General features: G+C 59.3%; 25 protein-coding genes. 13 read left to right on the forward strand and 12 right to left on the reverse strand.

Annotated features, from left to right (window positions below; all coding sequences use genetic code 11):
- Window positions 1-4 precede the first annotated feature (4 nt).
- The 7 genes from mrdB (at window position 5) to lipA (ending at window position 5,793) form a co-directional block, all read left to right on the forward strand.
- Complete coding sequence (gene mrdB, locus LB453_RS16630) at window positions 5-1,117, forward strand: peptidoglycan glycosyltransferase MrdB (protein ID WP_103795264.1); 1,113 nt, start codon at window positions 5-7, stop codon at window positions 1,115-1,117.
- A 10-nt stretch (window positions 1,118-1,127) separates the two neighbouring features.
- Complete coding sequence (gene rlpA / locus LB453_RS16635) at window positions 1,128-2,213, forward strand: endolytic peptidoglycan transglycosylase RlpA (RefSeq protein WP_103794998.1); 1,086 nt, start codon at window positions 1,128-1,130, stop codon at window positions 2,211-2,213.
- A 128-nt stretch (window positions 2,214-2,341) separates the two neighbouring features.
- The gene (gene dacA, locus LB453_RS16640) at window positions 2,342-3,553 is read left to right on the forward strand and encodes a D-alanyl-D-alanine carboxypeptidase DacA (protein ID WP_103794999.1); all 1,212 of its coding nucleotides are present in this window, start codon (window positions 2,342-2,344) and stop codon (window positions 3,551-3,553) included.
- A gap of 100 nt (window positions 3,554-3,653) precedes the next feature.
- Window positions 3,654-3,917 carry a DUF493 family protein YbeD gene (ybeD, locus tag LB453_RS16645; RefSeq protein WP_033751835.1) on the forward strand — a complete coding sequence of 88 codons (264 nt, stop codon included), beginning with the start codon at window positions 3,654-3,656 and terminating at the stop codon, window positions 3,915-3,917.
- Window positions 3,918-3,998: 81 nt separating this feature from the next.
- On the forward strand, window positions 3,999-4,658 hold the full coding sequence (gene lipB, locus LB453_RS16650; RefSeq protein ID WP_103795000.1) for a lipoyl(octanoyl) transferase LipB: 660 nt from the start codon (window positions 3,999-4,001) through the stop codon (window positions 4,656-4,658).
- A gap of 6 nt (window positions 4,659-4,664) precedes the next feature.
- Window positions 4,665-4,835 carry a hypothetical protein gene (locus LB453_RS16655; protein ID WP_224481524.1) on the forward strand — a complete coding sequence of 57 codons (171 nt, stop codon included), beginning with the start codon at window positions 4,665-4,667 and terminating at the stop codon, window positions 4,833-4,835.
- Complete coding sequence (lipA, locus tag LB453_RS16660) at window positions 4,828-5,793, forward strand: lipoyl synthase (RefSeq protein ID WP_103795001.1); 966 nt, start codon at window positions 4,828-4,830, stop codon at window positions 5,791-5,793. Before LB453_RS16655 ends, lipA begins: the two co-directional genes overlap by 8 nt.
- Before the next feature lie 104 nt (window positions 5,794-5,897).
- Here lipA and tatE read toward each other — a convergent pair whose 3' ends face one another.
- From tatE to LB453_RS16690, 6 genes are all read right to left on the reverse strand, one after another.
- Window positions 5,898-6,101 carry a twin-arginine translocase subunit TatE gene (gene tatE, locus LB453_RS16665; protein WP_033751842.1) on the reverse strand — a complete coding sequence of 68 codons (204 nt, stop codon included), beginning with the start codon at window positions 6,099-6,101 and terminating at the stop codon, window positions 5,898-5,900.
- Window positions 6,102-6,205: 104 nt separating this feature from the next.
- On the reverse strand, window positions 6,206-6,976 hold the full coding sequence (locus tag LB453_RS16670) for an amino acid ABC transporter ATP-binding protein (protein WP_103795002.1): 771 nt from the start codon (window positions 6,974-6,976) through the stop codon (window positions 6,206-6,208).
- On the reverse strand, window positions 6,973-7,929 hold the full coding sequence (locus LB453_RS16675; protein WP_103795003.1) for an amino acid ABC transporter permease: 957 nt from the start codon (window positions 7,927-7,929) through the stop codon (window positions 6,973-6,975). The genes LB453_RS16670 and LB453_RS16675 overlap by 4 nt, the downstream gene beginning before the upstream one ends.
- A complete protein-coding gene (locus LB453_RS16680) occupies window positions 7,926-8,813 on the reverse strand; it encodes an ABC transporter substrate-binding protein (protein WP_103795004.1) in 888 nt (295 codons plus the stop codon). Before LB453_RS16680 ends, LB453_RS16675 begins: the two co-directional genes overlap by 4 nt.
- Before the next feature lie 20 nt (window positions 8,814-8,833).
- A complete protein-coding gene (locus LB453_RS16685; RefSeq protein ID WP_103795265.1) occupies window positions 8,834-9,628 on the reverse strand; it encodes a deaminated glutathione amidase in 795 nt (264 codons plus the stop codon).
- Between the two features lie 2 nt (window positions 9,629-9,630).
- Window positions 9,631-10,596 carry a nitrate ABC transporter substrate-binding protein gene (locus LB453_RS16690; protein WP_103795005.1) on the reverse strand — a complete coding sequence of 322 codons (966 nt, stop codon included), beginning with the start codon at window positions 10,594-10,596 and terminating at the stop codon, window positions 9,631-9,633.
- Between the two features lie 131 nt (window positions 10,597-10,727).
- Between LB453_RS16690 and LB453_RS16695 the strand changes: the two genes are divergently transcribed.
- Window positions 10,728-12,083: an aminotransferase class I/II-fold pyridoxal phosphate-dependent enzyme gene (locus tag LB453_RS16695; protein ID WP_103795006.1), complete on the forward strand. Its 1,356-nt coding sequence runs from the start codon at window positions 10,728-10,730 to the stop codon at window positions 12,081-12,083.
- Here the strand turns inward: LB453_RS16695 and LB453_RS16700 are convergent.
- The 3 genes from LB453_RS16700 to pagP form a co-directional block, all read right to left on the reverse strand.
- Window positions 12,067-12,492 carry a GNAT family N-acetyltransferase gene (locus LB453_RS16700; protein WP_103795007.1) on the reverse strand — a complete coding sequence of 142 codons (426 nt, stop codon included), beginning with the start codon at window positions 12,490-12,492 and terminating at the stop codon, window positions 12,067-12,069. The two genes, LB453_RS16695 and LB453_RS16700, sit on opposite strands and share 17 nt — an antisense overlap.
- A 353-nt stretch (window positions 12,493-12,845) precedes the next feature.
- Window positions 12,846-13,055, reverse strand: coding sequence for a transcription antiterminator/RNA stability regulator CspE (gene cspE, locus LB453_RS16705; protein WP_033751857.1), 210 nt, complete (start codon window positions 13,053-13,055; stop codon window positions 12,846-12,848).
- 151 nt (window positions 13,056-13,206) lie between these two features.
- Window positions 13,207-13,713, reverse strand: a complete 507-nt coding sequence (gene pagP / locus LB453_RS16710; RefSeq protein ID WP_103795008.1) for a lipid IV(A) palmitoyltransferase PagP — start codon at window positions 13,711-13,713, stop codon at window positions 13,207-13,209.
- Between the two features lie 361 nt (window positions 13,714-14,074).
- Here pagP and LB453_RS16715 point away from each other — a divergent pair, with 361 nt between their 5' ends.
- From LB453_RS16715 to LB453_RS16725, 3 genes are all read left to right on the forward strand, one after another.
- On the forward strand, window positions 14,075-14,287 hold the full coding sequence (locus LB453_RS16715) for an ECs_2282 family putative zinc-binding protein (protein WP_103795009.1): 213 nt from the start codon (window positions 14,075-14,077) through the stop codon (window positions 14,285-14,287).
- Between the two features lie 358 nt (window positions 14,288-14,645).
- Window positions 14,646-14,891, forward strand: a complete 246-nt coding sequence (locus tag LB453_RS16720) for a hypothetical protein (protein WP_103795010.1) — start codon at window positions 14,646-14,648, stop codon at window positions 14,889-14,891.
- Window positions 14,892-15,003: 112 nt separating this feature from the next.
- Window positions 15,004-16,086 (forward strand): malate/lactate/ureidoglycolate dehydrogenase, encoded by a 1,083-nt coding sequence (locus LB453_RS16725; RefSeq protein WP_103795266.1) that lies wholly within the window; start codon window positions 15,004-15,006, stop codon window positions 16,084-16,086.
- Window positions 16,087-16,118: 32 nt separating this feature from the next.
- On the opposite strand, the gene gntT is transcribed toward LB453_RS16725, so the two are convergent.
- Complete coding sequence (gene gntT / locus LB453_RS16730; RefSeq protein WP_103795011.1) at window positions 16,119-17,435, reverse strand: gluconate transporter; 1,317 nt, start codon at window positions 17,433-17,435, stop codon at window positions 16,119-16,121.
- 290 nt (window positions 17,436-17,725) lie between these two features.
- Here gntT and LB453_RS16735 point away from each other — a divergent pair, with 290 nt between their 5' ends.
- On the forward strand, window positions 17,726-18,883 hold the full coding sequence (locus tag LB453_RS16735) for an iron-containing alcohol dehydrogenase (protein WP_103795012.1): 1,158 nt from the start codon (window positions 17,726-17,728) through the stop codon (window positions 18,881-18,883).
- Between the two features lie 34 nt (window positions 18,884-18,917).
- On the opposite strand, the gene LB453_RS16740 is transcribed toward LB453_RS16735, so the two are convergent.
- Together LB453_RS16740 and LB453_RS16745 are read right to left on the reverse strand one after the other, a co-directional pair.
- Window positions 18,918-19,742: a Cof-type HAD-IIB family hydrolase gene (locus tag LB453_RS16740; protein ID WP_103795013.1), complete on the reverse strand. Its 825-nt coding sequence runs from the start codon at window positions 19,740-19,742 to the stop codon at window positions 18,918-18,920.
- A gap of 159 nt (window positions 19,743-19,901) precedes the next feature.
- Window positions 19,902-20,354, reverse strand: coding sequence for an RcnB family protein (locus LB453_RS16745; RefSeq protein WP_103795014.1), 453 nt, complete (start codon window positions 20,352-20,354; stop codon window positions 19,902-19,904).
- Window positions 20,355-20,545: 191 nt separating this feature from the next.
- Here LB453_RS16745 and LB453_RS16750 point away from each other — a divergent pair, with 191 nt between their 5' ends.
- Window positions 20,546-20,920, forward strand: a complete 375-nt coding sequence (locus tag LB453_RS16750; protein WP_146053806.1) for a hypothetical protein — start codon at window positions 20,546-20,548, stop codon at window positions 20,918-20,920.
- The last annotated feature ends 178 nt before the right edge of the window (window positions 20,921-21,098 follow it).

Below are 21,098 nucleotides of genomic sequence, written 5' to 3' on the forward strand. Positions count from 1 at the left end.
GTCGATGAACGATAGCCCGCAGAAAAGATCGATCTGGATGCGTATCCACATCGATCCGCTGTTTATGCTGGTGATTCTGGCGCTGCTCACCTATAGCGCCATTGTGATCTGGAGCGCCAGCGGACAGGATCCGGGCATGATGGAGCGAAAAATCGGCCAGATTGCGATGGGCCTGGTGATGATGCTGGTGCTGGCGCAGGTGCCGCCGCGCGTCTATGAGGGCTGGGCGCCCTATCTCTATATTGTTTGCGTGATATTGCTGATCGCGGTGGACGCTTTCGGCCATATCAGTAAAGGGGCGCAGCGCTGGCTCGACCTCGGCGTGGTGCGCTTTCAGCCCTCGGAGATCGCCAAAATCGCCGTGCCGCTGATGGTGGCGCGCTTTATCAACCGCGACGTCTGTCCGCCGACCCTGAAGAATACCGGCATTGCGCTGATCCTGATCTTTATGCCGACGCTGCTGGTGGCGGCGCAGCCTGACCTCGGCACCGCAATCCTGATTGCCGCCTCGGGGCTGTTCGTGCTGTTTCTCTCTGGCATGAGCTGGAAGCTGATCGGCGTGGCGGTGGTGCTGGTCGCGGCCTTTATTCCGGTACTCTGGTTCTTCCTGATGCACGACTATCAGCGCGATCGCGTCATGATGCTGCTCGACCCGGAAAGCGATCCCCTTGGCGCGGGCTACCACATTATTCAGTCAAAAATCGCCATCGGCTCCGGCGGCCTGCGCGGCAAAGGCTGGCTGCACGGCACCCAGTCGCAGCTGGAGTTTTTGCCGGAGCGCCATACCGACTTTATTTTCGCCGTGCTCGCCGAAGAGCTGGGCCTGGTGGGCGTGCTGATCCTGCTGGTGCTCTATCTGCTGCTGATCCTGCGCGGTCTGGTGATCGCCGCGCGCGCCCAGACCACCTTTGGCCGCGTCATGGCGGGCGGATTAATGCTGATTTTGTTCGTTTATGTTTTCGTTAATATTGGCATGGTAAGTGGTATCTTACCGGTGGTTGGCGTCCCTCTGCCGCTGGTCAGCTATGGCGGCTCGGCGCTCATCGTGCTTATGGCGGGATTCGGCATCGTGATGTCGATCCATACTCACAGAAAAATGTTATCTAAAAGCGTTTAAGAGGCTGCACATGCGTAAGGAATGGCCTGCTGTTGCTCTGGCACTACTGGTTTTGACCGCCTGTACCACCACCGAGGAACCGCAAAACACCGCGCCGCCGCAACCGGCTTATAACGGCCCGGTGGTGGAAATACCGGGCGTCGAGCCGAAATATGAGCCCACTAATCCTGGCACCAGCCAGGATTACAGCGCGAACGGCAAGTCTTACCGTATCGTCAAAGATCCGTCGAACTTCAGTGAAGTGGGATTAGCAGCCTGGTACGGCGACGAAGCGCAGGGCAAACGCACCGCCACCGGCGAAAGCTACGATCCCGATGCGCTGAGCGCGGCGCACCCTACGCTGCCGCTGCCCAGCTACGTGCGCGTCACCAACCTCGCTAACGGTCGCCAGATCGTGGTGCGCGTCAACGATCGCGGCCCCTATACGCCGGGACGCATTATCGACCTGTCGCGTGCGGCGGGCGATCGCCTCAATATCTCTAACAACACCCGCGTACGGGTGGACTATATCAAGGTCGCACCGGACGGCACCCTCTCTGGTCCCGGCACCATCGGCACCGTGGTGGCGAAGCAGAGCTACGCCCTGCCCGCGCGGCCCGATCTCGGCGGCAACGGCGTGATGAACGGCAGCAGCGAGCCTGCCGCCGCGCCGGTACCGGCGCAGGACATTCGCGCCGTCGACAACAGCAGCCTGCAGAGCAACGGCGAAATGGGCGCACCGGTCAGCAGCAGTGGTTTCCTCGGCGCACCTCAGCCGCTGGCCAGCGGCGTGCTGGAGGGCAGCGAGCCTGCGCCGCAGCCTGTCGCCGCACCTGTTCCTGCCGCCGAACCCGCAGCGGCGGCGCCAGCCGCCCAGCCGACGCCCACCGGCGCTTTTGTGGTGCAGGTAGGCGCCATCAATGATGCTGCGCGCGCGCAGCAGATGGCGCAGAGTCTGGGCCAGAAATATGGCGTGCCCGGCTCGGTGGAGAATGCCGGCAATAACGTCTATCGCATTCAGCTTGGCGGTTTTAAAAACCGCGCCGACGCCGCTGCGCTGCAGCAGCGCCTGAATGCCAACGGCCAGGCGTCATTTATCACCAGCGCGCGTCGTTGAACCCCGGCTCGCCGCGCCGGACATCTCTGCTAACAACAGAATGACAAAGCCAGATGCCTGTAAAACAGGCATTTGCTATGATAAGCCACTTTTTTTAACCTTAACTCACGGATGTTGTAGTCCATAACATGAACACGCTGAAACCCTCTCGTTTTCTGAAACGCCTGACAGTGGGATCACTGGTCGCTTTCTCACTCAGCCACGTAGCATTTGCTGATGACGTCAACCTCAAAACGATGATCCCGGGCGTGCCGGATATCGATGCCGAAGCCTATGTACTGATCGACTACAACTCGGGCAAAGTACTGGCCGAGAAAAACGCCGACGCCCGTCGCGATCCTGCCAGCCTGACCAAAATGATGACCAGCTATGTTATTGGTCAGGCGGTCAAAGCGGGCAAGATCCATCAGGAAGATGTGGTTACCGTGGGCAAAGATGCCTGGGCAACCGGCAACCCGGTGTTCAAAGGCTCGTCGCTGATGTTCCTTAAGCCTGGCGATCGCGTGCCGGTCTCTCAGCTGACGCGCGGCATCGTGCTGCAATCGGGCAACGACGCCTGCGTGGCGATGGCGGACTATGTCGCTGGCAGCCAGGACGCCTTTGTCGGCCTGATGAATAACTACGTGAAGGCGCTGGGCCTGCAGAATACCCACTTCCAGACGGTACACGGACTGGATGCGGACGGCCAGTACAGCTCGGCGCGCGATATGGCGCTGATTGGCCAGGCGCTGATCCGCGACGTGCCGGAAGAATATTCGGTTTATAAAGAGAAAGAGTTCACCTTTAACAATATTCGCCAGACCAACCGTAACGGTCTGCTGTGGGATACCAGCCTCAACGTCGACGGCATCAAAACCGGCCACACTGAATCGGCTGGCTACAATATCGTCTCTTCCGCCACCGAAGGCCAGATGCGTCTGATCTCGGCGGTGCTGGGCGGTCGTACCTTCAAAGGACGCGAAGTCGAGAGCAAAAAGCTGCTGATCTGGGGCTTCCGCTTCTTTGAAACCGTGGCACCACTCAAGGCGGGCAAAGAGTTCGCTTCTGAGCCGGTCTGGTTCGGCAACAGCGATCGCGTCCAGCTGGGCGTAGAGAAAGACGCCTACCTGACCATTCCGCGCGGCCGCATGAAAGATTTGAAAGCCAGCTATGTGCTGAACAACAGCGAACTGCACGCCCCGCTGCAGAAAAATCAGGTCGTGGGCAGCATCAACTTCCAGCTCGACGGCAAAACCGTGGAACAGCGTCCGCTGGTGGTGCTGAACGAAGTGCAGGAAGGCGGATTCTTCAGCCGCATCATCGATTACATCAAGCTGATGTTTCACCACTGGTTCGGCTAAGCGGCCTGGCGGTTGAAAAGTCGCCACGTCGTCGCCATAACTACGCTATGATAATGCTCCCGCTTCGGCGGGAGCCTGTTTTTTATGCACCGGAGTCAATATGAAAACCAAACTGAATGAACTGCTCGAATTCCCTACCCCTTTTACCTATAAAGTGATGGGTCTGGCGCAGCCGGAGCTGGTTGATCAAGTGGTTGAAGTGGTGCAGCGCCATGCGCCCGGCGACTACTCGCCCGACGTTAAGCCAAGCAGCAAAGGCAACTACCACTCGGTGTCGATCACCATTAACGCCACGCATATCGAACAGGTGGAAACCCTGTATGAAGAGCTGGGCAATATCGATATCGTGCGCATGGTGCTGTAAGTGCCGCCGTCGGCGAAGGGTCTTGGTCTTGCCCTTTGCCGACGTTATACTCAGCCTTTCCTCCTTAACCGGACCGCCGTTTTGTCAGCAGATACGCTTCTTATCCGCCAGCTCGGCCAGCGCGACTGGCAACCCGTCTCCGATGCCATGCATCAGCTCACCGATCGCCGTAACGGCGACAGCCGCGACGAAGTCTGGCTGGTAGAGCATCACGCCGTTTTTACCCAGGGCCAGGCCGGCAAAGCTGAGCATCTGCTGATGCCGGGCGATATTCCGGTGGTCCAGAGCGATCGCGGCGGCCAGGTGACCTATCACGGCCCAGGCCAGCAGGTCATGTACGTGCTGATTGACGTTAAGCGCCGCAAGATCGGCGTGCGCCAGCTGGTGACCGCGCTGGAAGAGACGGTTATCAGCACGCTGGCGCACTTCGGCGTCGAGGCGCGCGCCCGTCCCGATGCGCCGGGCGTCTATGTAGGCGACGAGAAGATCTGCTCGCTCGGCCTGCGCATCCGCAAAGGCTGCTCGTTTCACGGCCTGGCGCTTAACGTGGCGATGGATTTAACGCCCTTCCTGCGCATCAATCCCTGCGGCTACGCCGGGATGCGCATGACGCAGCTCAGCGCCTTTCAGCCTGGCGTCAGCCTGGCGGACGTGCAGCCGCTGCTGGTGGCGGCCTTTGCGCACCAGCTGGGCTTTACCCAGGTTGAGTGGCTGGCGGCTGAAACCGCGCCGCTGCCTTAACCGCGCATGCGAATTTACAAAATTGTAACTTTTACCGCCGCCGGACGGCTGCTTCTGCCAGGCGGAACTGATATAATTTTTGAAATTTTATCAAATAAAGTTGAAAGCTTTATCGCTGGCCTGACGGCGAAAGCTCTCATCACGCAATCCGACCGGAACCTGCAGACTTATGAGTAAACCAATTCAGATGGAACGCGGCGTCAAATATCGCGACGCAGATAAAATGGCGCTGATCCCGGTAAAAACCGTGGTGACGGAACGTCAGGAGCTGTTACGCAAGCCCGAATGGATGAAAATCAAGCTGCCTGCGGATTCCAGCCGAATCCAGGGCATCAAGGCGGCGATGCGCAAAAACGGCCTGCACTCGGTGTGCGAAGAGGCCTCCTGCCCTAACCTGGCCGAATGCTTTAACCACGGCACCGCGACCTTTATGATCCTCGGCGCCATCTGCACCCGCCGCTGCCCGTTCTGCGACGTGGCGCACGGCCGCCCTAACGCGCCGGACGCCGGCGAGCCGCTGAAGCTGGCGCAGACAATCGCCGATATGGCGCTGCGCTATGTGGTTATCACCTCGGTAGACCGTGACGACCTGCGAGACGGCGGCGCGCAGCACTTCGCCGACTGCATCAGCGCGATTCGCGAAAAGAGCCCGAACATCAAAATCGAAACGCTGGTGCCCGATTTCCGCGGCCGTATGGATCGCGCGCTGGAGATCCTCACCGCTACGCCGCCCGACGTCTTTAACCACAACCTGGAGAACGTGCCGCGCGTCTATCGCCAGGTGCGTCCGGGCGCGAACTACGACTGGTCGCTGAAGCTGCTGGAGCGCTTTAAAGAAGCGCATCCCTCAATACCGACGAAATCAGGTCTGATGGTGGGCCTGGGCGAAACCAATGCGGAGATTATCGAAGTGATGCGCGACCTGCGCCGTCACGGCGTTACTATGCTGACGCTGGGCCAGTATCTGCAGCCGAGCCGTCACCACCTGCCGGTTCAGCGCTACGTCAGCCCGGCCGAGTTTGACGAGATGAAAGAGGAAGCGCTGGCGATGGGCTTTACCCATGCCGCATGCGGTCCCTTTGTACGATCTTCCTACCATGCGGATATGCAGGCGAAAGGTCTGGAAGTGAAATAGACCCGGCGCCCTGTCTCAGGCAATAAAAAACCAGACGCAAAGGGTCTGGTTTTTTTATGTCCGTGAGAAATAAATAGTTACATCTATTCTCTGACGGTCACGAATCACTCTTTATGGGTGACGCGTTCCGCCGGAACATCTTCAGCCGTTGTTTTGGTCGCGGTGGGTTCTTCGTCTTTCATGGCTTTTTTGAAGCCTTTGATTGCGGAGCCCAGATCGCCACCCAGTGAACGTAACTTGTTGGTGCCAAAAAGCAGTACGATAAGCGCACCGATGATCAGCAGTTTGGCAATACTGATACCTTCCATACTTTACCTTTTCAACCTAAGCGAAAACGAACGCTGCTATTTACGCGCAGATCGCCGCCAACCTCAACTAGATTCTGTAACAGAGTAAGATCGGTGACGCCGCGTTAAATAAAGCGGCTTAAAAACGCCTGGGTACGCGGATGCTGCGGCTGCGCGATAACCTGCTCGGGTGGCCCCTGCTCTACCACCACGCCGCCATCCATAAACACCACCCTGTCGGCCGCTTCGCGCGCAAAACCAATTTCATGGGTCACCACAATCATGGTCAGCCCCTGATCCGCCAGGGTGCGCATGGTGGCCAGCACCTCGCCCACCAGCTCCGGGTCAAGCGCCGAGGTTGGCTCGTCGAACAGCATCAGCGTCGGCTTAATCGCCAGCGCGCGAGCGATCGCCACGCGCTGCTGCTGCCCGCCAGAAAGATGCCGTGGCCAGGCGTCTGCTTTGTCGCTGAGCCCCACCGTGGCCAGCAGCGAACGCGCATAGGCGATCGCCTCGTGACGCGGAAACTTATGCACGCCGATCGGCGCCTCGATAATGTTCTGCAGCACCGTCAGATGGGGATAAAGATTAAACTGCTGAAACACCATACCGATCTTCTGGCGCTGAAGGGCGATCTTACGCGGCGAGAGGCGATGCAGAACACCCTTTTTCAGCTCATAGCCAATCTGCTCATCTCCCACCATGATCGAGCCGCCGTTCATATCTTCCAGATGATTGATGCAGCGCAGAAAGGTCGATTTCCCCGAGCCGGAGGGCCCCAGGATCACCACCACCTCACCTGGAAATACGTCGAGATCGATCCCTTTTAATACCGGGTTATGGCCGTAACTTTTATGAACGTTACGCGCGCTGACCAACGGCGCGACAGCACTCATATATCCTCCTTCTGCAGCAGGCGCGCGCCGGAGAGCGGCCTGGCTGGACGCGGTTTCGCCGCCTCTACCGTGCGGCGCGTGCCGCGCGCGTAGTAGCGCTCTATTGCCGACTGGCCGACGTTAAGGATCGAGGTAATCAGCAGATACCAGATCACCGCCACCATCAGCATCGGGATAATTTCAAAGGTGCGGTTGTAGATCGCCTGCACCGAATAGAGCAGATCGCCCATGGCGATAACGCTCACCAGCGAGGTCGCCTTGATCATGCTGATAAGCTGGTTGCCGCTGGGCGGAATAATGGCGCGCATCGCCTGCGGAATAATGATGCGTCGCAGCGCGCGGCTGCGGCTCATGCCAAAGGCCTGGGTGGTTTCAACCTGGCCGTTATCCACCGACAGCAGCCCGGCGCGGATAATCTCCGCCATATAGGCCGCCTCATTCAGCGCCAGCCCGGCGATGGCCGCCGTCAGCGGGGTGATCAGATCGTTGGTGTTCCAGCTGGCCCAGGTCACGGATGTCCAGGGCAGCGTCAGCGAGAGAACAGGAAACAGGGTCGAAAGGTTGTACCAGAATATCAGCTGCACCAGCAGCGGCGTGCCGCGAAAAAACCAGATATAGAGGCTGGCGAGGCCGCTCAGCAGCCGGTTCTCCGACAGACGCCATACCGCCAGCAGCAGGCCCAGCCCGGTGCCGAGGATCATTGAGACAAGGGTCAGGCCGAGCGTGACCTCCAGCCCTTTCAGCACCGACGCCTCGGTAAACCACTGCAGCACCACTTTCCACTCAAAGTTAGGGTTGGTCGCCACCAGCCAGAGAAAGTTGGAGGCGACGATCAGCGCCACAATCCAGGAGACCCAGCGTCCCCAGGCGGGTGCGCTGCGGGCGAAGGCCACGTCGCGCTGCTGCACGTCGGCCTTATCCCTGGCTCGTGTATTATGGGCGTTCAAACTCATTTTGCCGCCCCTTTCGCCAGGTTAAGACCCGGCGCGCTAATCATATTGCCATCCAGCTTCCACTTTTTCATGATGGCAGCGTAGGTGCCGTTCTGGTAAAGCGCTTTATAGCCGTCCAGCACCACCTGGCCGAGCGGCGATCCTTTCGGCACCACCGTACCCTGGAAAATATCGCCAAAGCCGTTTTTCTGTCCCTTGCCCGCCAGCTCAAGCTGGCCGCTCGCCTGCTCGATAAAGTAGGTCAGGGGCGCCTGCGAAGAGAAGAAGGCGTCAGAGCGCTTCGAGCGTACCGCAAGAATAGAGGAGGGCTGATCGGTAAAGGATTGCACCACCACGGCCGGTTTGCCCGCCGCCACGCACGCCTCAGACTGCTTGCGGATCACCTGCTCTGCCGAGCCCGCCGCCATGACCGCGATGCGTTTGCCACAGGTATCCTCCAGCCCGTTGATCTGCTGCGGATTGCCCTTCTGCACCCCGAACACCACAAACTCCTGCACGAAATCGATAAAGTCCACTTTCTGCTGGCGATCCGGGTAGTCGCCTATCGGGCCGATCGCCAGCTGGTAGCGCCCCGAGTTAATGCCGGAGAGCACCCCCGACAGGCCGCTGACCGTGGCGTGCTCGATTTTCACGCCCAGCAGCTGGCTCAGCGCGGTGCTGAGGTCGGCGGAGGCACCGTCCATGGCGTGCGGCCCGCTGACAATTTCATAAGGGGGAAAGGAGCCGTTATTAACGGAGATCATCTTGCCCGCCTGTTTAATGGCCTCGGGCAGGCGGTCATGCAGCGCCTGGTCGACCTGCTGCGTCGGTATGGCGTCGGCGGCGTGGGCCAGCGAGGCGTTCAGCCCCAGCGCCAGCAAAATGGCGGTTGCACTCTTTTTCACGGTGGTTTCTCCCTGGCATTTTATTCTGTTTTGAGTTCCGGACGGGCGAAGCGACGATTCTCCAGCACCGGCAGCACGCTGCGCGCGTAGACGATGCGCTGCGGGTCGATATCCGCAAAGACCAGCGCGGTCGACTCAGGCGCTTTGGCGATGGCAACGCCAAGCGGATCGATCACCAGGCTGTTGCCGATATTGCGCGGGCCGCACTCGCCCACTGCCACCATATAGCAGGTGTTCTCCAGCGCGCGTGCCGTGGTCAGCAGCTCCCAGTGCATCTCTTTTAGCGGTCCTTTCACCCAGGCGGCGGGCAGCACCAGCACCTCGGCACCGTCCAGCGCCAGACGCCGCGCCAGTTCGGGAAAGCGTACGTCGTAGCAGGTCATCAGCCCCACTTTTATGCCGGCGACCTCAACCAGCGGCGGGATAACGGCGCCGGGATTGACGCGCTGCGACTCCTGCATGGCAAAGGCGTCGTAGAGGTGCAGTTTTTCATAGGCAGCGATAATCTCACCGTTGCGCAGGGCAACCAGCACGTTCAGCGCCTTGTCGCCCTCCGTTGGCACATGCACGCTCATCATGGTGGTTAAGGCGCTGCCCTGGCTTTTCGCCAGCAGCTGCGTCAGAAAAGGGCCGTCCAGCGGCTGGGCCGCCTTCAGCACCAGATCGGGATCGGCGATATCGCGCGCCAGCACCCCTTCCGGCAGCACCAGCAGATCGGCGCCGCCCGCGTCGGCGCGCGTCATCAGATCGAGGCAAATTGCCGCGTTTTCCTGCCATTCGCGGCTGACCGCGAACTGCCCCATCGCTACTTTCATCATCACTCCCCCTTGCTGGCCGCCGGGAAGATCGCTTCCGGCGTCAGGCGCGTTTTTGTCAGTCCCTGCTGATAAAGCTCATCGGCAAAGTCGGCAATCATCTTCTTGTTAACCGCAAATCCGTTCTGATTCCAGCTGGCGGGCAATTCCTGCGCGGTGCGTCGCAAATCATCCAGCAGCCAGGGCGTGGTGTCGGCGTACTTCTCCCGCTTCTGCATCCACAGCCGCCATGAGCGGTCGATAATCTCGCTGAGCGCCTGCGGCAGCCAGGGATGCGCCTCGGCCAGTGCCGGCTTGAGCGCCAGTATGTGGATGCCCGGCACGTAGCCGACGCGGTGGAAATAGTCGCGCTCCGCCTGCTGGAAATCGGGCTGAAGCTGACGCAGCCCCGATCCCGGCAGGAAAAAGCCTTCCGGCATAAAGGGGGTAAACACCGCGTCCAGCTCCCCTGCCCGCAGCAGGTCGAGCAGCGGGCGCTCGCCTGGCGCGGCCTCAATGCGCCCCGGACGGCCAAAGCCCGCCAGGCGATCGACCACGGGATGTGCCGCGGTCAGGCGACCGGCGAACCAGTAGGCATCGTCGATCTCTACACCCGCCTCGCGCAGTACGGTGCGCGTCCAGGTGTTGCCCGAGTCCTGCCAGCCGGTGACGCCGATACGCTTGCCTTTAAGCTGCGCCGGCGCGGTGAGCGGACTGTCGGCGGTGGTGATAATGCAGCGCTGACGAAAGCCGCGCATCAGAAAGTGCGGTATGCCCAGCAGGCCGGATTCGCCGCGGGCGCGCCCCTGGGCATAGCGGCTAAAGGAGACTTCGCCCCCCTCATAGTCAGGGCTGTCAGCCAGGTTATCCACCAGCGTGCCGACGCGATTGATAACCAGCTCAAATCCCTCTGGCTGAAGGTCCCCCAGCGCCAGCGGCGTAAAGTAGTCCCAGTCGCGCACGGCCAGTCTGACGATTAATTTGCTCATGTATGCCCCGTTGACAGGTTGCGCCCTGCCGCGCCGATGATTTATTCATCAAATAGTGCTTGAATTTGATACTAGTTCGGGAATACTTATCTGAACAATCATTAATTCGTTACTGAACAAATTATTTTCTTATGACGCAAACGGTGGATATCGACTGGCTGAGCGAGCAGATAAGCGACGCCTCAGTAAAGGGCATCGCGCTGGCGGCCTCAACGCTGATCCGCGAGGGCAAAATTGCGGTGGGTATGCAGATGCCCGCGGTGCGCGAGCTGGCGGAGAAGCTGGGGGTCAGTCCGGCGACGGTGTCAGCAGCCTGGGGGCAGCTTAAAAAGCATAAGGTGCTGGCGGGCAAAGGGCGCAGCGGCGTCTGGGTATCAGGCAACACCGTGATGCCGCGCCCGATTCGCTTTGAGAAAATCGGCAACTACGGCGATAACATCCGCGCCGATCTGGCGATGGCCTCGCCCGATCCCGCGCTGCTGCCTGACCTGCAGCCTGCCCTGCTGGCCGCGCTGCAGTCACCGCACCTCAACAGCTATCACCGCGAGGCGATTTCACCGCTGCTGCTGTCGGCCATCACGCCGCGCTGGCCCTACGCGGCCGAAGCCTTTCTGGCGACGGATGGCGGCTTCGACGCGATGAATCTGGTGGTGCAGACGCTGATAGCGCCGGGCGATCGCGTGGTGATTGAAGATCCCACCGCAACGCGACTGCTCGATATGCTCGATAACGTCGGCGCGGAGATCCTGCCGTTAGCCTGCGACGATGAGGGGCCGCTGCCGGAGATGCTCGCCGCGCTGCTGCAGAAGTCGCCAGCGATGGTGATCTACCAGCCGCGCACCCATTCCGCGACCGGCAACAGCGTCAGCCAGGCGCGTCAGGCCGCACTGGCGCAGACGCTGGCGCAAAGCACGACCCTGATCGTTGAAGATGACGGTCTGGGCGATCTCTCCGCCACCCCCGCCTGGAGCCTCGGCACGATTTTTCCTGACCGCACCCTCCACGTGCGCTCGTTTTCCAAAGCCTACGGCCCCGATCTGCGGCTGGCCGTTCTGTCCGCCACTGCGGAAATGGTGAGGCGCATTCAGGCCTGGCGCAACTTTGGCGTCAGCTGGACCAGCCGGATTTTGCAGGACAGCGTCGCCTGGCTGCTGCAGGATGCCACGACCCAGGAGAGGATCGCCGCCGCGCGCGCGACCTACCGCCAGCGGCGCGAGCGCATGCTGACGGCGCTGGCGGCGCACGGGCTGAAGCTGCCGATGCGCGACGGACTCAGCATCTGCATACCGGTGGCGTCCGAGCAATATGCGATGATCACCCTGGCGGCGCGCGGCATCGCCGTGCTGCCCGGCGAACGCTGCCGGCTGGGGCCGACGCAGTTTATCCGCGTCAGCATCGCCTGTTTGCAGGCGACGCAGCTGGAGATGCTGGCCAGCGCGCTGGCCATCGCCGCCGGACGCGAGGCGCGGCTTAGTTCAGACCTTTGATATGGTAGCGCGGCGACTCTTCATAGCCTTCGCGCAGGTAAAACTGATTCGCCTTCAGCCGCGACGCGTGGCAGTGCACTTCCATACGGTCACAGCCGCGCTGCGCCGCCATCGCTTCAGCATGCTGCAACAGCTGCTGGCCAACGCCCTTGCTGCGCTCTCCTTCGGCGATGCAAAAGTAGCTGATGCGCGCAAAGTCACCCGCCAGCGCCAGCTGGGGAATAAAGTGCATCGACAGGAATCCCAGCACCTGCGTGCCATGCTCGGCGACCAGCAGCATCTCGTCGGGATCGCTGCTGAGCTGGGCAAGGCGTTTATCGATAAAACTCTCGGTGCCGCCGTAGCCTAATTCGGCCAGCAGCGCGCTGAGCGCAAAGCTGTCTTTCGCCTGTGCCTGACGTATATTCATCCTGCCTCCTGAAGAAGATAATGGTGCCGCTCTTTTATATAGCGTCGGCAGGAAAAAAGCTGCAGGCAAGGGTTGTTATAATAATGTTACGCGGATTTTATGTGACTGACGCCGCAAATCCAGCAGCGTCACCCCTTTGTTACCGGAGGGTAAGGTCAGGTTAATCTTCGCCTGCGAAGCTGGCGCTGACAGCCGGAGGAGAAGAGGATAATGAGAAGCGTGATGCCGCGTAGTCTGGAGGAGGCCGTGACGCTAATGCTCGCGCTGAGCAGCGTAGCCGGTGGGTTCTGCGCCTTCTTTCAGCCATAAAAAAACCCGCCATGCGGCGGGTTTTTGAAATTCTGACTGTTAACTTACAGGCTGATAACGTTAGCAGCAGATGGGCCTTTGGCGCCTTCGGTGATTTCAAACTCTACGCGCTGACCTTCAGCCAGAGTTTTGAAGCCGTTGCTCTGGATAGCAGAGAAGTGAACGAACACGTCTTTGCTGCCATCTTCAGGAGTAATGAAACCGAATCCTTTGGATTCATTAAACCACTTAACGTTACCTTTAATCTTGGACATCTATATTACCTTTACATGAAAAATGGACACTAAACTGTGTCGGCGTCTAGTACAGCAATTGCAGTGACATTTGTCCAGTGAGAATTGATGAAAAAGTGATAAATATCGCCTTTTTTTCACTTCGATCCCCTTTACCGCCGCGCCTGAAAAGCTAAAACTGCAGCCGCAGCCAGGCAAAATAGACGTTACCGTTATTGTAAGTGCCTGGAACATAAGTCATCTGAAAATTCAGCGGACCCAATCCTGTCGACGCCAGCGGCAGCAGCGCCGGAACGGGAATATAGCGCCAGTTATCGCGCGTCGTCACGCCGGCGGTATAGCCCGCGCCGAGATGAAAATCGCTACCGTCAACGGGATGCCAGGTCGCCTCCCAGCCGTAGCCAGCGAACGGCTCCCACTTGTTAAAGGAGTCTTTAAAAGTCATCAGGTAGAGACCGTGCCAGTTGCCCTTTTCGTCATAGCGCGAAATGCCGCCCCCTGCCCCCCAGGGGCGCTCGTTATAGCGACTGATATGTTCGTCGTCGTAGGTCCAGCGGTTATGCCAGGTGATGGCGGGCAGATAAAAATCGCTGTTTTGCGGCTGCGCCCAGGTCTGCTGCACGTTATTGCTGAAGCTGTGCCAGCCGTTCTCGACAGATTGCGTAAGGGGGAAGCTCACAACTTTTTCCTGTAACTCGACGGCGCGTCGGCCAGCGTGCCGCCTGCGCCCGGGTGAATAAAATTCTGCATCAGAAGCGCGATTATACCCAGGTGAAATCAAACCGCGGCAAAACAGGCCGGGCACCGCGTTTCTGGCAGCTGGAGCAACGCTGCCTGCGCAGCTTCCTGTACCGGGTCGGCCGCTAACGGGTCGCGCTCCGGAAGATAACTCACAGGTATAGTATCCCTATGTAATAGTTAAAAAATCAACTGCCGCGGCTACAAGGTAACTCACATTAATTGTTTAGAAGTTTTGATAAATAAAGCGGAGGAATTTGTTAGAATGGCGCCTGTTTGTTTCAGGCATGGAGAGCATTAGTATGGTAATGAAAATTCGCTGCACCACCTGCGGCAGTGCGAAGTTTACTTTTACCCACGATCCTTCAGCAGATCCGGCGCTTCACGGCGCGCGCTGCGCCAGCTGCAACAAGGGCCTGACCGTGCAGGATCTGTTGCCGAATACGCTTGTCGATCCTATTGCGCGCTGTCTGGTGGCGCAGACGTCAAAGAAAGCGAGAAGCAAGGGCACCTGAGCGGTGCCCGCGTTAATTCAGAAAATTAACTTAAATACGCCGGTCAGCGTCAGTAACCCAACAATGAAAATGATGGCGATAATCCACAAAATTATTTTCATATCCATGTTCCTTTGCCAGTAAAAAAACCTTTTCACAGAAGAGTATAGCCTGTCGTTGCGTTTTTGCTGGGGCGGCTCCTTGCTGGGCTGGCGTCTGGCTTTCCAGATAAACCCGAACTATTTCTGCGACGCCGGTCGCAGCAGCTGTTTTTTTAACCTGCTTACGCTTCGTTTGCTTCTTTGCGACCCGCTAAACTTTTTGCGGCAAAGGCAGGCCTCTGCGACGACTACCGTAAGACGAGTAACAAGGAGACGCTATGAGCACGATAAATACCAGTATGGGTCGCTACAGCCTTAAGGCGAAAAATGCCGGCGATCACATCAAAGGGTCTTTCGCTATTAACGATGAAGGCGGCACGCAGCTCACCATGCAAGAGTTTGATGAGCATTACCTTGATGATGTGGTTAACAACGTGATTTACCCCGTTACCGGCGGTAATCGCGAGATTACGCGCGCGCTGCGCGAGCAAATGGTCAAAGCCGGCTTTGAACAGCCGCATTAACCCCTGCTCTGGGCCACGCCTCGTGGCCCTTCGCCCCGGCTGAAACCATCACTTGCCGTTGCTTTTTTTTGGTCGCAGGATGCGCTGTACCCATAAAAAGGAGAAGAGCAAGGTGAGTGAACTCTATCGTATCGATGCCGCGCGGCTACACGCGTTCGTACAGGCGATATGGCTGCACGCGGGCAGCGAAGCCGACGAGGCGCGCCTGGTGGCGGATCATCTGGTGGCGGCAAATCTGGCCGGACACGACTCCCACGGCGTTGGCATGATCCCCAGCTATATGCGCTCGTTCAGCCAGGGCCATCTGCAGCTTAATCAGCACCCGGTGCTGGAGAAGGACGCCGGCGCGGTGCTGACCTTTCACGCCCATGGCGGGTTCGGCCAGGTCGCCGCCTTTGAGGCGATGCAGCAGGGTATCGCGCGCGCTAAACAGCTGGGGATCGCCGCGGTCGGCCTGCACCACTCGCACCATATTGGTCGCATCGGCCACTGGGCGGAACAGTGCGCGGCGGCAGGCCTGGTCTCTTTTCATTTCGTCAACGTTATGGGCGACCCGATGGTAGCGCCGTTCGGCGGCAGCGACCGCCGCTTCGGCACTAACCCCTTCTGCGCCATTTTTCCGCGCCGTGACGCCAGCCCCCTTTTGCTCGATTTCGCCACCAGCGGCATCGCCTTTGGTAAAACGCGCGTCGCCTGGAATAAAGGCGTCGACGTGCCGCCCGGCTATCTGATCGACCATCAGGGCAAGCCCACCGAACACCCTTCCGTTATGCACGAGGCGCCCTGGGGCTCGCTGCTGCCGTTTGGCCTGCATAAGGGCTATGCGCTGGCGACCCTGTGCGAAATCCTTGGCGGCGCACTCTCCGGCGGGCGCACCACCCATGATGAAACGGTGCTCGCCAGCCATGATGCGATCTACAACTGCATGACCACCATTATCCTTAATCCGGACGCGTTCAACGCGCCGGCGATGCAGCAGGAAGCGGAGGCCTTTCTGGCGTGGGTGAAGCGCTCGCCGCAGAGCGGCAGCGAGCCGATTCAGGTACCGGGTGAATGGGAAGAGGCGAATCGCGCGCGGCGCGAGCGTGAGGGGATCCCGCTGGACGCTAACAGCTGGCAGCAAATCTGCCAGGCGGCGACGCAGGCGGGCATGCCTGACGAGGAGCTGGCCGCGTTTCGCGCGCTGGCCAGCTAGCAACGCCGCCGGGCAGCGCCCGGCGGTAACGCTTAAATCACCATCGACAGCAGCATACAGCCCACCAGACCGCACACCGAAATAATGGTTTCCAGCGCTGACCAGGAGCGAATGGTCTCGCCAATCGTCAGGTTGAAATACTCCTTGAACAGCCAGAAGCCAGGATCGTTAACGTGAGAGAAGATAACGCTGCCTGAGCCGACCGCAATCACCATCAGCTCCGGGCTGGCACCGCTGCTGGCGATCAGCGGCGCGACGATGCCGCCGGCGGTAATCGCCGCGACGGTCGCGGAGCCAAGCGCAATACGCAGCACGGCGGCAATTGACCAGGCCATAAAGATTGGCGAAACGTTGCTCTCCTGCATCATGGCGGCGATATATTTATCGACGCCGCTGTCCACCAGCACCTGCTTGAACGCCCCGCCGCCGCCGATAATCAGCAGCATCATGGCGATGATTTTAATTGAGTCGGTAATGGTGCCCATTACCTCATCCATACTGCGCCCGCGATTGAGGCCGAAGGTGAAGATAGCGATCAGCACCGCAATCAGCGTCGCCATCACCGGGTCGCCGAAGAACTCCGCGTAGGGCAGCAGCGCATGCCCTTTCGGCAGCACCATTTCCGCCAGCGCGCGCAGCGCCATCAGCACCACCGGCACCAGCGCGGTCCAGACGCTGACGCCAAAGCCCGGCATCTCTTCTTCGCTAAAGGTTTTCGGGTTGTAGAGCCCTTCCGGAATCGGTTTATCGATGCTTTTCAGGAAACGGGCGTAAACCGGGCCGGCGAGGATCACCGTCGGGATGCCGAGCAGCGTGCCCCACAGCAGGGTTTTGCCCATATCGGCGTTAAACAGCGTGGCGATCGCCGTCGGGCCAGGATGTGGCGGCAAAAAGCCGTGCGTCACCGACAGCGCGGCCGCCATCGGCACGCCGACGTAGAGCAGCGGCACGCGCGCCGAGGCGGCGATGCTGAACACCAGCGGCAGCATCAGCACAAAGCCGACTTCATAAAAAAGCGCGAAGCCAACGGTAAAACCGGTCAGCACCAGCGCCCACTGAATATACTGCTTGCCGAATTTCTCAATCAGCGTGGTGGCGATACGCTGCGCGCCGCCGCAGTCGGCCAGCAGTTTGCCGAGCATGGCGCCGAAGCCCATGATCAGCGCCAGGCTGCCGAGCGTGCCGCCGACGCCATTTTTGATAGAAAGAATCACTTTATTGACCGGCATGCCCTGCATCATGCCGACCACCAGCGCCACCAGAATCAGCGCGATGAATCCATTGAGTTTGAAGCGAATCATCAGCAGCAGCAGTAACGCCACGCCGATCGCCACAATAAGTAAGGGCATAGATTTTCTCCACCTTTCTGACCGGCCAGCGCCAGCAGCATATTGTTATCCTGGGTCCGAAACGGACATTGGGTACGGCATCGGAAAAACGAACTCACAGTCGGACACAACCTGTTACCAGTAACATGTTAAGGGTAACATCCTGATGAAAGCACCTCCCTGCGCAGGCTGAATTTCTGTTTTGCGAAGGTGATCAACTTTTCATCGCAGCGTTATCAGAAAGTTTGCCGCTGCCGCCGTTCGGCTTTTGGTTACACTCTCTCTTTCCCTGATGACATAAGGATGTTGCGGTGAGTGAGAACCTGATCGAGCTGTACAGCAATCAACGAACCCTCTCTGGGCGCGGAAGCATCAATAAGCTGGTGCCGCTGCTGCGCGCCGATCCTCAGCCAACGCTGCTGTTCTGCGGCCGCTCCTTTCTTAACGGCCCGATCTATGCGCGTCTGAAAAGCGAATTAAACGATCTCATTATTGGTTATGAAATCGTGACGCATGAAGCGTCGCCGGCTGAGATTGACGCCTGGGTCACACGCTGGCGCGGTCATGTGGATCGGGTGGTGGCAATAGGCGGCGGCAGCGTGCTTGACGGCGCCAAAGCGTTCAGCGCCATGATGCAGCATCCGCTCCCTACCGCGCGCTATCTGGAAAAGGTCGGCGATACGCCGGTGCAGGCGGTGACGCTGCCGCTGATCGCCGTGCCGACCACCGCTGGCACCGGCAGCGAGGCGACGCAAAACGCCGTCGTGACCGATCAGCATGAGATCAAGGTCAAGGCTTCGCTGCGCCATCCGGTGTTTGTGCCGCAGGTGGCGATTCTGGATGCGGATTTGCTGAAAGGCGCGCCCGATAAGGTGCTGGCAACCTGCGGCATTGACGCCTTTACCCATCTGTTCGAGGCCTACCTCTCCAGCAAGGGCAACCTGTTTACCCGTCAGCTGGCGCTAACCGGGCTGCGCCAGTTTGTTCAGGCCTGGCCCGCGCTGAACCGCGACGATGCAGAGGGCGACGCAGCGCGCGAAGCGATGATGCTCGCCTCCTGGCTGGGAGGCGTTTGCCTCAGCAGCGCCGGTCTGGGCGTGATCCACGGCATCGCTGGCGAGCTGGGTGCCATCAAGCCCTGGCACCACGGCGAAGTGTGCGGTCGGCTGCTCTTTCCGTTTCTCGATCTGCTGGCGGAAAGCGAGGATGACCAGCAGCAGCGGCTGATGCAGGATTTGCAGCAGCAGCTGTTCGCCGTGCCGGAGGCACAGCCGGCGCGCTTTCTGAAAAACTGGCTGCAGCAGCAGGCCATTACGCCCTTCTGGCAGGAGGCGGAGACGCTGAGTGGCGAAGAGGCTGAGTGGATTCTGGCGCGCGCCAACAGCAAAAACGCGCGGGTGAACTACAGCCAGCAGGCGATGCGCAGGATGCTGACGCAGGCCTGGCACGTAACGCCAGCGCAGGGATAACGGACAGCAACGCCGCTGCCCGTCAGCGCCAGATTCAGGCGAACGGCGGCGCGCCCGCCAGCATCTGCTCAATCACCTGCAGCACGCCCGCCTCGTTATTGGCAGGGGCGGCGTAGCGCGCCGCCTCTTTAACCCGCTGCGGCGCGTTGGCCATGGCGAAGCTAAAGCCGGACTGTTTCAGCATCTCCAGATCGTTACCGCCGTCGCCGAACGCCAGCACCTGCTGATGCCCGATGCCCCAGCGCTGCGCCAGAATATTGAGTCCGTTAGCCTTGTGATGACCCGGAACGATAAGGTCCACCGAGCCGTGGCCGCTTGAGGTCGCCGCCACCGCTCCCGCGTGCAGCCGCTGAATATCCGCCATCAGCGGCTCAACGCTCTCGTCGGAGAGATTCAGCGCAAACTTAAACAGCCGATCGTCGCCGGTCTCCTCCAGCGAATCAATTCCCTTTAGCCGATGGCAGTAGTGGCGCATTTTCACCAGCCACTGCTCTTCCACGCCGTTAAAGTAGTAGGCGCTTTCCCGTCCGCACAGGATATAGCGCAGCCCCGGATAGCTGCCTTTTTGCAGCGTCTCGAGTACCGCTCGCACATCCGGACGGGAAAAGGCGCCGCAGAACAGCTCTTCTTCGCCATCCAGCACCCAGGCGCCGTTCTCCGCCACAAAGGCGATTTCGCTGGCGACAGCGGGAAAGAAAGATTTCAGCTGGTAGTACTGATTGCCGCTGGCGACGACAAACTTAATGCCGCGCGCTTTCATCTCTTCATAGCAGCGCATAAAGCGCGGACGATCGTACTGCTTCTGGTTATCGAGAAAGGTGCCGTCCATATCGACCGCCACCATTTTTACCGCTGTCATCGCGACTCCTTAATCAGGCGAAAGGAAACAGTATGGAAGCAAAGCATAGCCTGGCGAGCGTAAAAAAAGAGGTGCCGGCGCGTGCGCGGAGGCGGGTTTACAGCAGAGCGAGGCGGAGAGCAAAGAGAACGGGCGGCCGGGGCCGCCCGGGAGAGAAGCTTAGTTAAAGGCGTTGCCGAGGATCAGCGAGGTGATAATGCCCGTTGCGGCGGCAATCAGTACGTAGTTGCCGTCAATGTAGGACCAGTACTCGCCGCGCGGCGGCTCTGGCAGGCGGCGCTCGCGCCAGTCGTCAACCCGATAGTGGGGGCCGCGATACTCGTGCGGCATCGGATGGCCACGGCGGAAATCGTGTCCGTTCCAGGCGAAATGATCCCGGTCGCGATCGTCATGGCGGTCGCGGTGCGGATTGCCGGCGAAGCGATCGCGGTCCGGGCCGCGGTCCGGGCCGTGACCGTGCGGGCCACGATCGCGATCGTCGTGACGGTCGCCGTCATGCTGCTGCCAGGGCTGGCCGTGGTGGTCGCCCGGGCCATCAGCCCAGGAAACCGTGGAAATCAGTGAGCTGCATGCAATAAAAGTCGCGATAACGCGTAATGTTGTTTTTTTCATTGTCTACCTCCAGTGGCAACAGCGAGAGTCGCGCTGTTAAGCCTTACTATCGGCGATATCGGCTCGAGACTTCATCTCCAAAAGTCTTAAAAATCGGTAACTTACACACTATTACGCCCTTTAGCGCTTCCTTAACACTCGGCAGAAATTGTGGAGACGGCTGGACCTGCGTCCGCACAGCGGACGGCGCGGTGAAGAGAACGGCTTTTCGCCTGCAACAGCGCGGCCTGCGCGGCGAGAAAATTGAACCGGGGGCAAAAATGAAAAACCCGATCGAAAGCGATCGGGGGAATCGAAATTCCTTATTACCGAATACCGGCGAATCCTTGCCAAATCAAGGAAAAACTAGAAGTAACAACACCACATCACGAGTGTTGAAGAATGAGAATAACATCATCGCTATTATTTTGTCAGCGCCAGCCAGCCGAATTAAGATATTTCCTGATTTATATAACGCCTGCCCCGCTTATTTTACGCTTCGAACAAGCGGCTTCGCTAAATATCCCCACCGCGCCTTTTCAGGGCGGGTTAAACAGGTATGGGGTCTGACCAGATTGCACTATTAATTATTTTGACTATTAATTTGCCTGCTAAATATTACTGCCTGAAAAGGCTGGCGCACCGCCCTGTCCCAGGGTCGCACGCCGCTGCGGCTCAGGCGTTGTGAACCGTGGCGCGCAATTATAAAATGACAACTTTATTTTCACTTTATTTACGCTTTGCGTATTAATCAGCAGCGCGCAA

It is taken from the genome of Pantoea agglomerans (assembly GCF_020149765.1).
In the GTDB taxonomy this organism is placed as follows: Bacteria; Pseudomonadota; Gammaproteobacteria; order Enterobacterales; family Enterobacteriaceae; genus Pantoea; species Pantoea alvi.